10 protein-coding genes and 2 pseudogenes are annotated in these 15,456 nt (G+C 62.3%); 7 read left to right on the top strand and 5 right to left on the bottom strand.

Going from position 1 to position 15,456, the window contains the following annotated elements:
• The first annotated feature begins 142 nt into the window (after positions 1-142).
• Positions 143-1,210: an IS30 family transposase gene (locus tag R0232_RS42845; protein WP_431513412.1), complete on the top strand. Its 1,068-nt coding sequence runs from the start codon at positions 143-145 to the stop codon at positions 1,208-1,210.
• Between the two features lie 1,543 nt (positions 1,211-2,753).
• On the opposite strand, the gene R0232_RS42840 is transcribed toward R0232_RS42845, so the two are convergent.
• Together R0232_RS42840 and R0232_RS42835 are read right to left on the bottom strand one after the other, a co-directional pair.
• Positions 2,754-3,889 (bottom strand): IS3 family transposase gene (locus R0232_RS42840; protein ID WP_431513411.1). Its coding sequence is split into 2 segments (ribosomal slippage): positions 2,754-3,637 and positions 3,637-3,889, totalling 1,137 coding nucleotides; the frame shifts between segments, so codons are not numbered across the junction.
• A 39-nt stretch (positions 3,890-3,928) separates the two neighbouring features.
• Positions 3,929-5,107 (bottom strand): annotated as a pseudogene (locus tag R0232_RS42835) (IS3 family transposase).
• Between the two features lie 42 nt (positions 5,108-5,149).
• On the opposite strand from R0232_RS42835, the pseudogene R0232_RS42830 reads away from it, so the two are divergent.
• Positions 5,150-5,765 (top strand): annotated as a pseudogene (locus tag R0232_RS42830) (IS5 family transposase); the annotation flags it as partial.
• A gap of 590 nt (positions 5,766-6,355) precedes the next feature.
• Here R0232_RS42830 and R0232_RS42825 read toward each other — a convergent pair.
• Together R0232_RS42825 and R0232_RS42820 are read right to left on the bottom strand one after the other, a co-directional pair.
• Positions 6,356-8,503, bottom strand: coding sequence for an amylo-alpha-1,6-glucosidase (locus R0232_RS42825; RefSeq protein ID WP_431513410.1), 2,148 nt, complete (start codon positions 8,501-8,503; stop codon positions 6,356-6,358).
• Positions 8,504-8,506: 3 nt separating this feature from the next.
• On the bottom strand, positions 8,507-9,595 hold the full coding sequence (locus R0232_RS42820) for a glycosyltransferase family 4 protein (RefSeq protein WP_431514662.1): 1,089 nt from the start codon (positions 9,593-9,595) through the stop codon (positions 8,507-8,509).
• 52 nt (positions 9,596-9,647) lie between these two features.
• Between R0232_RS42820 and R0232_RS42815 the strand changes: the two genes are divergently transcribed.
• The 5 genes from R0232_RS42815 to R0232_RS42795 all read left to right on the top strand — a co-directional run bounded on the left by R0232_RS42815 (position 9,648) and on the right by R0232_RS42795 (position 14,312).
• Positions 9,648-10,451 carry a diguanylate cyclase gene (locus tag R0232_RS42815; RefSeq protein ID WP_395345077.1) on the top strand — a complete coding sequence of 268 codons (804 nt, stop codon included), beginning with the start codon at positions 9,648-9,650 and terminating at the stop codon, positions 10,449-10,451.
• Between the two features lie 168 nt (positions 10,452-10,619).
• Positions 10,620-10,940: a co-chaperone GroES gene (locus R0232_RS42810; protein ID WP_395345075.1), complete on the top strand. Its 321-nt coding sequence runs from the start codon at positions 10,620-10,622 to the stop codon at positions 10,938-10,940.
• A 60-nt stretch (positions 10,941-11,000) separates the two neighbouring features.
• Positions 11,001-12,623: a chaperonin GroEL gene (groL, locus tag R0232_RS42805; protein WP_395345073.1), complete on the top strand. Its 1,623-nt coding sequence runs from the start codon at positions 11,001-11,003 to the stop codon at positions 12,621-12,623.
• Positions 12,624-13,206: 583 nt separating this feature from the next.
• A complete protein-coding gene (locus R0232_RS42800) occupies positions 13,207-13,632 on the top strand; it encodes an SDR family NAD(P)-dependent oxidoreductase (protein ID WP_431513409.1) in 426 nt (141 codons plus the stop codon).
• A gap of 479 nt (positions 13,633-14,111) precedes the next feature.
• Positions 14,112-14,312, top strand: a complete 201-nt coding sequence (locus tag R0232_RS42795; RefSeq protein WP_395345069.1) for a YqaE/Pmp3 family membrane protein — start codon at positions 14,112-14,114, stop codon at positions 14,310-14,312.
• A gap of 391 nt (positions 14,313-14,703) precedes the next feature.
• Here the strand turns inward: R0232_RS42795 and R0232_RS42790 are convergent, their stop codons facing one another.
• Entirely contained in the window at positions 14,704-15,225 is a 522-nt protein-coding gene (locus R0232_RS42790; protein WP_395347452.1) for a helix-turn-helix domain-containing protein, read from the bottom strand.
• Between the last annotated feature and the right edge of the window lie 231 nt (positions 15,226-15,456).

Below are 15,456 nucleotides of genomic sequence, written 5' to 3'. Positions count from 1 at the left end.
GATGGCAAGTTCAAACCTGCAGGATAAGTTTCCCAGGAGCTCGGGTCTGCTGGAGGGTTCATTGGCTGACGGGAGAGGGAAGTTATCCACGGCGGTCTCAAATATCAAGTGCAACACTCTTCAGCCCTCAGGAGAGTGATGTATGTCGAGCGGTTACAAGCAGTTGAGAGCAGAAGAGCGAGGGGTGATCATGGCTAGGAGCCTGCAAGGCAGTAGTGCCAGATCGATTGGGCGGATGCTGAACCGAGCACCAAGCACTATCACCCGAGAGTTGCGACGCAACGGCCACCATGCAGAGGGTGAAGTGGTGTGGGGACGTCCGCGTCTTGCGCCTGGTTACGACGCGGTGTCTGCTGGCAAGCGTGCGCTGCGGATGAGGCGGCGTGCCCGCCGAGTGCGCAAGCTTCGCCCGCACACGGCGTTGTGGTCACGCACGATGGAACTGCTGGGAAGGCGCTGGTCGCCCCAACAGATCGCCACTATCCTCAAGCGCGAACAGCCCGCACGCGCCGATATGCAAGCCTCGCACGAAACGATCTACACCGCCATTTACGCTCGCCCCAAGGGGGAGCTGCGCAAAGAGTTGACGTCATTGCTGCGCCAAGCCCGTGGTGCGCGCCGGCCTCACGGCCGCAATGCGGAGCAACGCGGCAAGTTGGCGGACATGCTCAGCATCCACGTACGTCCGCCCGAAGTGAACGACCGACTGGTACCAGGACATTGGGAAGGCGACCTGATCAAAGGGGCACGCAATCAGTCGTGCGTGGGCACCTTGGTGTGTCGCAGAACCTGTTTCGTGATGATCGTGAAGGTCGATGGTGCGACGGCGCTGGATGTCTTCAGAGGCTTCGAGGCCGCATTTGGCCCGCTGGACGAAGCGCTTCGCAAGAGCCTGACGTATGACCAAGGCAAGGAGATGGCGCTGCACAAGCGGCTGGCCGAGAGCACGGGGTTGACGATCTACTTCGCTGATCCTCACAGTCCCTGGCAACGAGGGCGAAACGAGAACATCAATGGGCTGATCAGGCAGTACCTGCCTAAAGGCACCGATCTGAGCGTCTACAGCCAACGCCAGCTCGATGCGATCGCCTGGGAGCTCAACACCCGCCCGCGCAACACGCTCGATTGGAAGACGCCTGCGGAGGCCTTCTTCCAGGACTGCCTCGACCACAATGCGCAGTTTCCGGAGGGTGTTGCACTTGGAGTTTGAGACCGCCCACGCTTTGGCTCACCAGCGTCCGAGGGGCGAAGTTCACTCAAAGCCTGCCGCCCTGTATCGGTGATCCGAAACCCCACTACCGGGCGCGTGCTCATGCGCTCATTCGCCGGGAGGTGGGCTTTGATCATCGCCGCTGCCTGGAGCACGACCGCGCTCCGCACGTCTCTCTCATCCCGACGAGCGGCAGCGCGGCGCGCTCAATTCGACTACCCAAATCCGTCGGCATGCTGTTCCACCAAGTTGCACACACAAGCTGCGATGTGACTTGGAAGTCTCGAAACAGACTGTAGGACTAGGTACTAACAATGTGGAGACGAAGATCATGTTTCTCCACCAGCCTCGGTCGACTACTGCCCCGTGAGGGCAGCGGAGCGGGCAGCGTTCATCCGCACCTTCGCAGACGTCGGACCACCCGGTCAACTTCGCCCGACCAGCTCGCTAGGGCCTGTAAGAGCGGCTCTTCGTCAACTTGCGGTCCAACCTGTTAGCTCGATCACAACTTCCCACGGAAAACGGTGACCTTTGTCACGGTTGCCTCGGAATAATGAGTGCAACTTTCGAACTAGTGGTAGACATGTCCGTTTTTCAATCGTGCAGCTGTACTCCCAACCACCTCTACCGTGTCGAACGTCGTCCCTGGATGCGTCTGCTCCCTTGGCGGCGACTGTACCAATGCGCAAACTGCAAAAAGCTGCAGCTCCGATCCGAGGATGAGGTCACTCGTGCCCAGGTTGAGTTCGCGTCACGGTCGCTCCAGAATAACTCCTCTCGTCAAGCGAAACCCGGGTGAGAGGTGGTGGCGACCCCACATGGGCGAGTCATGGGCTCGCAGGCGGAGGAGGCCGGCCACGTAGTGGCGGCTCCTCCATGCGCTCGACTGCCGATCGACAGACACTGGCGGGCAAGCGACGCCCGCCAGCGCGCCCTTGGCGCTTAGGTTCTGGCGACCAGTGCGATCCCTGACAAGCTTTTGAACACCAGCGTGTCTAACCGCGCGCGCCGCGGCTTGTTGACGACCGCTGGCCTAGTGCATCCAGGTGGCACGGCCGGCTTACTGGGTAGCCGCGGGGGCCAACGATGCTTCGTGAAAATCCGCGGCATGCGTTTCTGCCACAGGGGTGGCCAAGCTTCCGGGTAGTCGAACCTAGCCAGTTCTTCCCGCCCCTTTTGCGTGACCGCCAGTACCTGGGCAGCCAGACCGTCACCCGAAAGCGTGAGCAGATTGGAGGGCGAAGGGATCAGCGCCACGACGAGTCCGGCCGCCCTGAGGATCCGTACTTGATCGATGTCTACGGTTCGATAGGACGGGACCGGCAGACGGGAACTCGCGCTCTGCCGCAGCAAGTTCATGGTCATAGAAGCCTCCTTTTCGGCTGTCCAGAACTTTGACGGTGATCAATCCAGGAGCGGCTGCGGAAACTTTCAAGACCCACCTGCACAGCGCGTCTCAATCGAGCGCTGACCTAAAAAAGAGCCCGGCGCGCGGCCGCGCTGAGGTTTCGACTGCTCCCGATCCGGTAGACAAACCCCTGCCTCAAGCCGAGGCGCGTTCGAACGCCCCGGGGCTGATGCCGCCCAGATGGCTGTGGCGGCGGGTTCGGTTGTAGAACGCCTCGATGTAATCGAAGACATCGGCGCGCGCTTGATCCCGGGTCTTGTAGATGCGCTTCTGGATGTGCTCCTTTTTCAGGCTGCTGAAGAAGGACTCGGCGACGGCATTGTCCCAGCAGTTGCCCCGTCGGCTCATGCTCGGCTCGAGGTTGTGGGCTGCGCAGAAGCGCTTGAAGTCGTCGCTTCCATATTGGCTGCCCTGGTCGCTATGCACCAGGACCCGTTGCTGCGGTTTGCGGCGCCACACAGCCATCAGCAATGCGTCCAGTGCCAGCTCCCTGCCCAGCGTCGGCTTCATGGACCATCCCACGACCTTTCGGGCGTAGAGGTCCAGCACCACCGCCAGATACAGCCAGCCTTGCCAGGTCCGGATGTAGGTGATGTCGGTGACCCACACCTTGTTGGGCACATCGACCGTGAACTCGCGCTGCAGATGGTTGGGCGCGATGATGGACGGGCGACCGGCAATGGCACGGGGCTTTTTGTAGCCTCGTATGGCTTTGATTTTGTGGCTCTGCATGAGCCGCTCCACACGATGCAGGCCACAGCTCTCGCCGGCTTCGCGGAGGTCGCCAAAGACGCGACGAGCACCATAGACACCATGGCTGGCGGCGTATGAGTGGCGGATGAGTTCCAGCAGCCGCGTATCGTCCTTGGCCCGGTCAGACACGGGGCATTGCAACCACGCATAAAAACCAGCCCGTGCCACCTGCAGAACCCGGCACATCATGGCCAGCGGGTATTCATGACGGTGCTCGTTCATGAAGCGGCACTTCACTCGGGCTCCCTGGCAAAGTACCGCGCGGCTTTTTTTAACAGGTCACGCTCCTCTTCGACTCGACGCATTTGCGCGCGTAGCCGAAGGATCTCGCTCTTGGCTTCCAGCAGTTCCTTGGACTGTTGTTCGGATTTATCCGGCGCAACCGCCTTGACCCACTTGTACAGGCTATGGGCCGACACACCCAAGCGCGCTGCGACATCTGGCACTGAGTACCCGCGCTCGATGACCTGCTTGACCGCCTCTTCCTTGAATTCCGGCGTAAACCTCTGGGTGCTCATGGCACTCCCTCCTATGCTCAAAGGATAGGCGGGGTTTGTCTACCGGACCAGGGGCAGTCCATTTTGAGCTTTCTCGAACTGTATAGGGCTGACATAGCCGAGCGTCGAGTGACGGCGCGTCGGGTTGTAGAACCGCTCGATGTAGTCGAACACATCGGCGCGGGCCTGTTCCCTGGACCGGTACACCTTTCTGGCTGTGCGCTCGGTCTTCAATGAACTGAAGAAGCTCTCCATGGCCGAGTTGTCCTAGCCCTCACCCGCTCGGCTCATGCTGCAAGTGATACCTTGTTCCTTGAGCAGCTCATGGAAGTGCTCGCTGGTGCATTGGCTTCCCTGGTCAGAGTGATGCAGCAACGCGACCGGCTTGCCCCGGCGCCACACTGCCATCATCAGCGCATCGGCAACGAGCTGCGTGGTCATGCTGTCCTGCATCGACCAGTCGACGATGCGACGCGAGTACAGGTCGAGTACCGCAGCGGCATATAGCCAGCCCTCGGCCGTCCGGATGTACGTGAAGTCGGCCACCCACTTCTGGTTGGGCGCACCAGCCTGGACTGGCGGTCCAACACGTTGTCGGCGATAGCGCTGCGCTGGCCTCGGTCCTGCGGCAAGCCTCGACGTCGCGGCCTCGCGCGCAGGGCCTGCTCACGCATGAGCCGCTCAATGCGGTGCAATCCGCATCGCTGACCCAGTGCCAGCACGTCATGCCACACGCGCCGAGACCATAGGTGCGGTCGCTGCTCAGGAAGCTCTGACGCACCAGGCTGCCGAGCACCTCGTCTTCCAGACTGCGTTGGCCTCGGGGCCTGCTGAGCCACGCATAGAAGCCGCTTCGCGAGACACCGAGCGCCTCACACATCATTGCCAACGGCCACGTCCCTCGGTGTTTCGCAACGAAGCCGAACTTCACATCGACTCCTTGGCGAAGTAGGCCACCGCTTTTTTCGACAGGTCACGCTCCATGCGCAGCTTGACGTTCTCCTTCCTCAAATGCTCCAGCTCAGCCTGTTCGGGTTTCATCGCGCCCTGACCAGGAAACGCCTGCTGCGGGTCCGCTGTCGCCTCACGTACCCATTTGCGCAGCACGTTCTCATGCACATCGAGGTCGGGTGCAGCCTGCGCCACCGACTCGCCTCGCTCCTTCACCAGCTTGACTGCCTCAAGCTTGAACTCTCGGCTGATTGCCTTCTCATTCCCATGAGCCACCTCCGGTTTCATCTTCCACCTTAACAAGGTGTCTTTGAAACGGCAGCAGCCTAGTTCGAGGAAATCAATGCGCACCTCGCCGAGCAAGGGTGCTGATGCGCGCCCGCACGATCGTGGCCGCGACCATCTTCACTGCGCCCAGCTCGACGAAGAATGAGGGCAAGACGCGCGACCCGGAGATGCAGCAGGCCAAGAAGGCCAAACGCCTGGCAGTTTGGCATGAAGAGCGATATCGGCGTGGACGCCGACTCGGGGCTGGTGCGTTCGGTGATCGGCACGGCTGCCAACGCGGCCGACGCTAGCCAGGCCGGCGCGCTGCTGCGCGACGACGAGCAGCATGCTCTCGGCGATGCGGGCTACCGCGGCGAGGACGGGCGCGAAGAAGCCCGAGGCCCGCGCTGGCATGTGGCGATGCAGCCGGGCAAGCGGCGAAGGTTGGACCTCACGCGCAAGTGGCACGGATGCCGGAGCAGGCCGAGCAGTTGAAGGCCAGCGGGCGTGCGAAGGCCGAGCCTCCGTTCCATGTCGTGAAGAACTTGTTCCGGCACAGAAGGTGCGATACAAGGGTCTGGCAAAGAACGAGGCGCATCTCATCAGCCTGTTCGGGCTGACCAACCCGGTCATCGCAAAGAGACGATTGCTGGCCTTGCATACCCGAGGTGTGTCTTGAAAGCGACAACAGCCTCGAAAGAGGCTCCAGACGTTGCGACAAGGGCCCTTGCGGTGCTTTGGAGCGCGTCGAAGTCGCCGCAGCGTTGCAGGCCGTTCTCAGCGTGCACGATGCGGCTCATAGATCAATGTGTACCTAGAAGCGGTCGGTGTCCGGGAGACATCTCTTCGGAACCCAGATCTCGGTTCCGATCGGAACCTCCGCACTTGATGCGCTTGGAAGGACGCAGGTCCACCGAGGCTCCAAAGGCGCTGGAGAGAAAAAGGCACGTTCGATTCTGAGCGTTGCGATCGAGACTTCCCCGTTGGGCAAACGCAGCTCGACCTGAGGCGCCTCCGGCCCTGCGTACTCGTCGATTCTCGGACAAGGAACGACAACCAACCCGCGCCAGAAATCTGAAAAGAATCTTTAATCGTCAAGAGTTTGCGCATCGCTGGCACCCCGATTTAAGGTATCCATGGCTTCCTTGCGCCGATCATAGCGGGCCCACCCGTCGACCACTCGTCTCGATCGTCCAGCGCTGCGGTACGTTCAGATCCCAGCGCATCACGGGCGCCCTTGAGCTGCGCTCGTGAGCGCCGGTACTTGTCTTAGATTCGCAGGTTTATTTCAAGTTTCGAAGCCTCTGAGCGGTTCTCCGCATTGACAACGACACCCTCTTTTCCAATGCGCTCGAAGTGCAGGTCTATGCAGCTCTCGCCGACTTTCAGCTCCAGCAGGTGCAACTGATCGATGTCGGTCGGAAGGCGTGGATGAACGATTTCCAACGTGTTGCGGATTGCGTCCACTCTCAAACCGAGGCAAGCTTGCAGCAACATGAAGACCGCGCCCGCAGCCCAGGCCTGCGGCAAACAGGCAACCGGATAAGCCACGGGCGCTTGCCCCGGTTGCCTCTCGAACCCGCAGAACAACTCAGGCAGCCGCATTCCGAAATGCGAGGCCGCTTCGAACAGGTTGTCCACAATGCGAGCCACACCCACGCGCTCGCCGTAGCGCGCCATGCCCGCCGCGCATAGAGCCAGGTCGTGTGGCCACACCGAGCCGTTGTGATACGACATCGGATTGAAGCGCACGGCTTCCAGCGGCAGGGTTCGAATGCCCCAACCGCACTCGAACGCCGGCGACAGCAAGCCTCGCGTGATTGCAGCAGCCCGATCGGGCGTCGGCACGCCGGCAAACAGCAGGTGCCCAACGTTCGACGATCGCACTGCGCATGGCCGATTGCCACTGTCGATCGCCAGCGCGTAGAACTGCTGAGTCGGCAGCCAGAATTCGCGCTCGATGGCCGACGCGATCTGGACCGATCGTTGACGCCAATGGCTGGCGCGCGGATCTGCGCGCAGTTCCGCCAGGGTAGCCATCGCGAGGAAAGCGGCATAGGCGTAGCCCTGCACCTCCACCAGAGCGATGGGGCCTTCTGGCGAGCTGCCATCCGCATGGAAGATCGAATCATGGCTGTCCTTCCAGCCTTGATTCGACAAGCCGCTGCTTTCGCCGCGCTGGTAGGCGAGCAATCCTGCGGGGTGCCGCGCCATGCTGCGCTCCATCCATTCGCTGGCCGCTATCAACGCAGGCCATATCCCATCAATGGCTTGTGCGTCGCCGGTGCGCTGCATGTAAGCACCCGCCAATGCAACAAAGAGCGGGGTGGTATCGACGCCGCCGTAGTATTGGCCGAAAGGCAGCTCTTCGACCGCCGCCATTTCGCCCCTGCGCGTCTCGTGCATTATTTTTCCTGGCTCAGCGTCGCGAAAACTGGAGGTCTGTTGTGCCTGACGCGCGGCAAGAAACCTTAGTACTCCTAGCGCCAGTGCAGGATCGATCCATAGTGTCTGAAAGGCTGTGACGATGGCGTCGCGCCCAAACGGCGTGGAGAACCATGGGATGCCTGCATAGGGATAGGGCCCCGTCGCCATGTCGGTCGTGAGCAGAGCGAGGTCTGCACGCGACCTGTCGAGCCAACTCTGGAAAAGACGCCCGGACGCGTGCAGGCGTGATCCACGGCGCTGGCGCGCACGCATCCGCCAGCGAGCCTGCACCCCGGCCTTCCGGAAACGGTCGGCGCTCACCAGCGCCGGTTCGGTACCCACTTCGATATACAGCGTCCACGCGCCGCGCGCAGACAGGTTGGCCTCGAACATCGCAGACTGTGCGTCCAGATGCTGCGCCGGTTCTGAGAAATCGATGCACGCGCGGCGCAGCACCGCGTCCAGGCCGCGGTACTCAAGCATGATGCCCCGGGCGCCGATCTCAGGCGGGCCGAATTCGCCGCGCTGTGCACGCACCTGCCCGCGCACCTCGAACATGTCCCGGAAATCTGCCGCAATGCGCAAGGCCAGCGGCACGCGCGCGGGCTGGTCGCTGTAGTTGACGAGGCGCAGGCGCTCGAACATCCTCGCTCCCCACAGAAAGCGCTTGCGCTCCAAGTGGATCACACCTTGCGGCGTCGAGGTGGACCCGAGCACGGGCAGCGGCCGATTGGTGAGGTTGGCGGTGAAGTAAACGTTGTCGCTGCTCACGCCACTGGACAGCAGCGACGGGCGAGTTCCGTCCAGCCTTAGCGCGAAAGCCGATAGCATCCGGGTGTCGTGATGGAACAGGCCGTCGACGCCGCCACCTATATCGCCATGGGCGTCCATCACGAGGTAGGTGTCAGCTTCCTTCAGGACAAAGGCATGCTGCACCGCGCGCTCGGGCGCGGCCTCGACCTGATCGTTGGCGAATGTCTCACTGCTCATGGATCATGCGAACTCGCTGCAAAGCGCGGTCTCTTGCGCGATGGCGCCGCCGCTGCTGTGTTTCTGGTCCGTGAGGCGGCGGTACTGCGCCACATAGGCGCTGGCCATCGCGCGGGCCGAGAAGCGAACGTCGAAGGCTTCGCGCACGAGGCGCCGGTCGAGCCGGTCGACCGCATGCACCGCGGCCACGGCCTGGTCCAGGTCCTCCACAATGAGGCCGCTGGTGCCGTCATCGATGACCTCGGGCACCGACCCGCAGCGCCAGCCGATCACCGGGGTGCCGCAGGCCATGGCCTCGATCATCACCAGCCCGAAGGGTTCAGGCCAGTCGATGGGGAACAGCAGCGCGCGGGCGCCGCCGAGAAACGCCGACTTCTCGGCATCGCCAATCTCGCCCACGAACTCGACCCAGGGGTTGTCGCGCAGCAGCGGCAGGATGACTTGCTCGAAATAGGTCGCATCGGCCGCATCCACCTTGGCCGCAATCTTCAACGGCAGCCCTGCCCTGCGGGCAATCTCGATGGCGCGGTCGGGCCGCTTTTCCGGCGAGATGCGGCCAAGGAACGCCAGGTAGTCACCGCTTCGGGGCTCGAAGCGGTAGGTCGACGCATCAAGTCCGTGGGGCACGGTGGCCAGCCAGTTGGCGAACGGCAGCGGCTTGCGCTGGTGTCGCGAGATTGATACCAGCGGATAGCGGTTCCAGCGACGATAGACCACCGGCAGGTCGACGATGTCGAGGCGCCCGTGCAACGTAGTGATCGTGCGCTGTGCCATGTCCTCGAAGAAGGGAAAGTGCAGCAGGTCGACATGGAAGTGCAACACATCGAACTCGCGTGCGCGCTGCCGCAGTTCGCCCAGCATGTGCAGATGGCTTGCGAGATCCGACTTCAGCGGGGCCGGATCGAGGCGCAGTGCCTGCGCACGCATCGGCGCGAGTTCGGCGCGTGTGCAAGTGTCGGCGGAAGCAAAGAGGGTGACCTCGTGGCCGAGGTCCACCAAGGCGTTGACCAGGTGGCAGACGACACGTTCGGTCCCGCCATAGAGCCGCGGAGGCACGGCTTCGTAGAGAGGCGCGATCTGCGCGATCTTCATCGTCAAGACAATCTCCTCGAAAGGGAATGAATAAACAAGGATGAGGGCGAAGATGGAAGGCACGCTTCCGGAGCGGAATATGGCCGCAGGAGCCGCACTTTTCAAGAGCCCCGTGTTGTGGAAACCTCGGCGCTGCCGGACATTCAAAAGCGGTCCGGTTGTTGGATTCGTTGTTGTTTTTGTGGAGGTACGGATGAACCTTTTCGAAACCGTCACAGCGCATTCGGCTGCAATGCGCCTGCCGCTTTATGCGGTGACGGTCACGAGCGTCGCGCGGCACCCTGACGCAGCCTTGCTGTCGCTGCACTGGCATGGCTTCCTGCGGCAAACGCCGCTGAAGATGCCAGGTGTGGAACTGCCGCGGCGGCCGGTGCCCCTGTCGATCGCCAGGCTCGATATATCCGGCGAGCGCCCCGACACGCTTGAGCAGGCGCTGCTCGAAGCCGCCTGGCAACTCGGCGCATGGGACCTGGAGCGCATAGTACGGCCGCCCTGGTGGCGGCTGGGCGCGCCGGCAACCGAAGTCAGCGAGGCCCTGCGTGCCTTCGGCTATGCCGACGAGGAGGATGCCGCAGCGGGCAACGGTGGCGCGGGCGAGCACGCGGTGGCGCAGGCGTCCGACCGCGACCAGATGCTGCGCGAGGCCAGCCGCCGCGGCTATGTGCGCTGGCTGTTCAGACCGCGTAAGGGCGGCATCTGGTCCGCCATTCCGGAAGACGCCGACGACACGCTCGACAGCTCGGGCGGGCGCACGCTGCCGTGCCCTGTGGTCCCCGGCCTCGCAAGCGGCCCGGGGCCGCAGCGAATCGTGTACCGCCTCGGGCACGCGAACGGACCGGTCCTGGGGTCCGGCTGAAAACAATAGTCACAAAAAAACCGCGGCCGCGACCTCTTGAACACGCGCGCCGAAGCCCATAGCTCTCGCACGCCGGCGCCTGCACGCCGGCGAGAGAAGCGGAATCATCGCGCCGCCCCCGGGTGGCGTGTGTTCCATTGATGACCTTTATCGCTTAGGAGATCGAACATGAAACTTCATCCTCTTTACGACCGAGTGATCGTCAAACGAATCGAGCAGCAGCGGCAGACAGCCTCCGGCATCGTGATCCCGGATTCGGCCGCCGAGAAGCCCGAGCAAGGCGAAGTGGTCGGCGTGGGCCAGGGGAGGCTGCTTGCTGACGGCACGCTTCGTCCGTTGCATCTGAAGGCCGGCGATCGAGTGCTTTTTGGCAAGTACTCAGGCCAGACCGTCAAGATCGACGACGAGGAACTGCTGGTGCTGCGGGAGGACGATGTCCTTGCCGTCGTTGAGGCGCCGGAACGCAGCAGCCTCAAACGCGTGGCCTGAAAAAGCCGCGAGTGCGAGTCTATTTCATGAACAGTTGAGTCAAGAAGGAGCAATCGAAAAATGACTGCCAAAGACGTTCAGTTTCACGACAATGCCCGCCAGCGCATCGTCGCGGGCGTGAACATCCTTGCCGACGCCGTGAAAGTCACGTTGGGGCCGAAGGGCCGCAACGTGCTGCTCGAGCGCAGCTACGGCGCGCCGGTCATCACGAAAGACGGGGTGTCGGTCGCCAAGGAAATCGAGCTTGCCGACAAGTTCGAGAACATGGGCGCGCAGATCGTCAAGCAGGTCGCCTCCAAGACCGCCGACGTGGCGGGCGACGGCACCACTACTGCTACGGTGCTAGCGCAAGCCATCGTCCAGGAGGGCATGAAGCACGTGGCCTCGGGCATGAACCCGATGGACCTGAAGCGCGGCATCGACAAGGCCACGGCCGCAGTGCTCGACGAGCTGCACAACCTCTCCAAGCCCATCTCTACCGGCAAGGAAATCGCGCAAGTGGCAGCACTGTCCGCCAATTCGGACGAAGCCATCGGCAAGATCATTGCCGACGCGATGGAGAAGGTCGGCAAGGAAGGCGTGATCACCGTGGAAGACGGCAAGTCGCTCGACAACGAACTCGACGTGGTCGAGGGCATGCAGTTCGACCGCGGATACCTGAGCCCTTACTTCATCAACGATCCCGAGAAGCAGGTCGCGCACCTCGAAGATCCGTTCGTGCTGCTGCACGACAAGAAAATCTCCAACATCCGCGAGCTGTTGCCGGTGCTCGAAGCCGCCGCCAAGGCTAGCAAGCCGCTGATGATCATCGCCGAGGAGGTTGAGGGAGAGGCGCTCGCGACGCTGGTGGTCAACTCGATGCGCGGCGTGCTGAAGGTGGCGGCCGTGAAGGCGCCAGGTTTTGGCGATCGCCGCAAGGCAATGCTCGAGGATATCGCGGTGCTCACCGGTGCCACGGTGATATCCGAGGAAACCGGCAAGCAACTCGACAAAGCTACGCTAGAAGACCTCGGTCGTGCCAAGCGCATCGAGGTGCAAAAGGAGAACACCATCATCATCGACGGCGGCGGCGATCAGCAGCGCATCGATGCGCGCGTGAAGTCGATTCAGGCCCAGATCGAGCAGGCCACGAGCGACTACGACCGCGAGAAACTGCAGGAGCGTGTTGCCAAGCTCGCGGGCGGCGTGGCGGTAATTCGCGTGGGCGCGGCCACCGAGGTCGAGATGAAGGAGAAGAAAGACCGCGTCGACGACGCGCTGCACGCCACGCGAGCGGCGGTGGCCGAGGGGATCGTGCCTGGGGGCGGCGTCGCGCTGCTGCGCGCGCGCGCCGCGATCTCCGGGCTCAAGGGCGCCAACAGCGACCAGGACGCCGGTATCCGCATCGCGCTGCGCGCGCTTGAAGCACCGCTGCGTGCCATCGTCGCGAATGCAGGTGTGGAACCCTCGGTGGTGGTGGCCAAGGTGCTCGAAGGCAAGGGAAATCACGGGTACGACGCCGCGACCGGCGAATACGGCGACTTGGTTGAACTCGGCGTGGTCGATCCGACCAAAGTCACGCGAACAGCGCTGCAGAACGCGGCGTCGATCGCTGGGTTGATTCTCACGACCGACGCAACGGTCGCGGAAATGCCCAAGCCGCAAAAGGCGTCCGCTGCGCCTCCCGGTGGCATGGACCTCTAAGTCCGTTCAGGGTAAGCCACGGCGCAGCGAATTCGATGCGCCGTGTGCCGCCGACGTCTGGGAAGAAGCGCGACGATTGGTAACCAACAAGAGCATGTTCTTTCGCGCAGGCTCGCCAGCGTCGCAGGCGCGTGCGGCTGCGCAGCGCCGATCCGACGGCCACTTTCTGCCTATCAAGGGCCGAGAAGCTCTTGACGCAAGAGAACGCCACGGGCAACTCATAAGTCCCGAGATTGCATCGCCGGATAGCGGAACAATGCGGACGCGATCGCCGAATCGGCGCGCGAGATCGCCCAGCATCGCTTGGTGCGCCACGAGGTATCAACGCATCCGGCTCCCATGGCCGGTGCGACGGCAACACCTGCGCCGCCGACAGTGCCAGTGGCTGCTTCAAAGCCGTGACAGCCCCGATCGTCTGCGACCATGGCGACGACGGCAGTGTGAAGCGCGTCTTCGAGCGTGTGCACGATGAGCAAAACGCAGCGATCGGCATCCTGGTGAACAACGTGTTTGCGGCCCCGTCTCATATGCCAACGTCCCCTTCTGCGAACTCGAAGACGGCCTTTGGGAAGACCTGCTGCGCGTGGGACAGCGCTCGCACTACATTGCCAGCCGCAAGGGACTGATCGTCAATACCTCTTCGGGCGGCGCTGTGCGCTACACGTTCGGCGTGCCCTTTGGTGTCCAGAAGGCCGGCGTCGACAAGATGGCCAAGGACATGGCTCACGACCTCAAGCCCTTCAACGTCGCCGCGGTCGTGATCTGGCCCGGCTTTGTCAATAGCGAGAAGTTCCTCGCTCAGCCGGATCGGGTCCCAGCACCACTGGCCAAGCGGATCATGGAAAGCGTCAAGTCGTCCGAGTTCGCGAGGCGGGCAGTGGTCGGCCTGGCGGCCGATCCAGCGATCATGGAAAAGAGCGGTCGACTGCAATTGGTTGCAGAACTGGCGCAGGAGTACGGGTTCACGGACACCGACGGCAGGATGCCCTCCGCGCCCTCGCGGGTCTGATCATCGGGGGAGGCGTGATGGACGGCTCGGGCTGGGCCAAACCGCAGAACGCCTTCGAGAGCCAGTCAGGCCAGATTTTAGGGCAGGCTTGGCTGTCTATCAGCTGATCGCTGGATCGCGCAGAGCTGAGGTGGACGGCGGCGGAAATCGGCACGAGGCTCGCTCGTCCGAGAGGCTCAAGCGGGTGGGTTCCATCGGATCGACGATCAGCCGGTCATGGGAGCGTGAGCGATGCGCAGTCAAGCCACGCTGGCGTCGCGATTTTGGTGTGATGCTATGGCCCGCCTCATGCGGCTTTCAGCGCGCGACTGCCTGGAACCTGTGGGCCGCATTCAAGCCGTGCTAAGGCCCTCTCGCGATCTACGCCGGAGATGCCGACCACTGGCACCCCGGTGGGTGGATAGATCGTGAGGAGAAGCTATGGTCGGCCGGCCAGTCCTTTGGCAGGATCATGTCTAGACCAACCACGGAGAAACATCTTGCGTCTCATCCTGGCCATCCTTCTTCCCTTCGTCGCCTTCTTCACGATCGGCCGTCCGATCGCCGGCATCATCTGTTTGATCTTGCAGATCACCCTGATCGGCTGGCTTCCGGCTGCGATCTGGGCGGTGTATGCGCTGAGTCAGTACAAAACGGATCGCAAGATTGAGAAGGCTCTGAGCACGCGCCGGAACTTCTGAGAAGCGACTGCTAGGCGCGCCTCAAAGCGAGGCCGCTCTTGCCCACCAGACGCCTGAGCTACAACAACCCGACTTCGCGCGCTGGTCTACAGGCGGCGGACTTTTTGTTTTGCGCTTCGCATGACTTCAGTAACGCTGTCGCCGGCACGGGACCTACAGTTCGGCATGCCGAACTGTCACAAGCGATGCGAAGACTGGATAAGGACCACGCCCACAGGCTTGAAAGAGTTCCGCTGCGCCTGCACTAGCGATCGTCAGCGAGCAAAGAGCCGCGGGCAGGCGGTTGTCGAGCGGAGTGCAGGAGCTCTTGACCACGGACGCCTCAGAAGCCGCAGCGATTTTCTGACGAGACGTACCTTGAGCGTCGGACTGCGCGATCAATGACTTAATTTCAGTCGCGCAGAGCTAGCAGCACAGACAGGTATGACACCGGGCCGCTGTCGACTGCTTCGATACCATGCGGCGAAGTTGCGTCGAACAGCAGGGAGTCTCCAGCTCCCACCGACACCGTTTTATTGCCACAACGATACGCAATCCGACCAGAGAGGAAAAACAGGAACTTCACACCTGGATGCTGAAGCGTAATGCAGGGCTCGGCATCGGGTAAGAGAGTGACAAGGTAGGGCTCGGCGAACAGATTACCCGACAAGAGGTGACCAAGCAGCTCATACCTATAGTTTGAATCGGCACCAATCCGTTCAACCGCAAGGCCGCGCCCAGCTGGCACGTGGCAGAAGTCCATGCGGCGACCTTGGTCACTCAGCAAGCGTGACACCGGCACGCGCAAGCCCTCGGCAATCCGATCTAAGGTCTCTACCGAAGGCGAAACCAAACCACGTTCCACGCGCGAGAGCAACGAAGCTGAGATTCCCGCCAGCTTCGCCAGACTGCTCGCGGGCGTGCCTGATGCCATGCGCAGCGTCTTCACGTGGGCCCCTATACGCGATGCGGACAGGCTGCGCTCAGCGGGTACGGACTCTCGCTTGGTGACGCTCGTCACCGAAGCAGGAAGCCGCACGGCTCGTTCGCTAGGAAAAGGAGAGTTCATCGCCCGGCTTTTCATGTTACGTATTCGTCTTGGAAAACTTCATTGCATCAAGCCGTCAGTCTAGTCTGTTTACGACTATTCCGAAAAGGACTTAAC

The organism is Variovorax sp. DAIF25 (assembly GCF_050711835.1).
GTDB lineage: Bacteria > Pseudomonadota > Gammaproteobacteria > Burkholderiales > Burkholderiaceae_C > Variovorax.
The sequence above is the reverse complement of the archived record's forward strand: the minus strand, read 5'-3'. Positions and strand labels throughout refer to the sequence as shown.

What these genes read in the sequence shown, in the direction of transcription:
- groL (WP_395345073.1), top strand. Translation starts at nt 11,001, where the DNA reads ATGACTGCCAAAGACGTTCAGTTTCACGACAATGCCCGCCAGCGCATC.
- R0232_RS42825 (WP_431513410.1), bottom strand. Translation starts at nt 8,503, where the DNA reads ATGAGCAGTGAGACATTCGCCAACGATCAGGTCGAGGCCGCGCCCGAG.
- R0232_RS42820 (WP_431514662.1), bottom strand. Translation starts at nt 9,595, where the DNA reads ATGAAGATCGCGCAGATCGCGCCTCTCTACGAAGCCGTGCCTCCGCGG.
- R0232_RS42810 (WP_395345075.1), top strand. Translation starts at nt 10,620, where the DNA reads ATGAAACTTCATCCTCTTTACGACCGAGTGATCGTCAAACGAATCGAG.
- R0232_RS42815 (WP_395345077.1), top strand. Translation starts at nt 9,648, where the DNA reads ATGGAAGGCACGCTTCCGGAGCGGAATATGGCCGCAGGAGCCGCACTT.
- R0232_RS42845 (WP_431513412.1), top strand. Translation starts at nt 143, where the DNA reads ATGTCGAGCGGTTACAAGCAGTTGAGAGCAGAAGAGCGAGGGGTGATC.
- R0232_RS42790 (WP_395347452.1), bottom strand. Translation starts at nt 15,225, where the DNA reads ATGGCATCAGGCACGCCCGCGAGCAGTCTGGCGAAGCTGGCGGGAATC.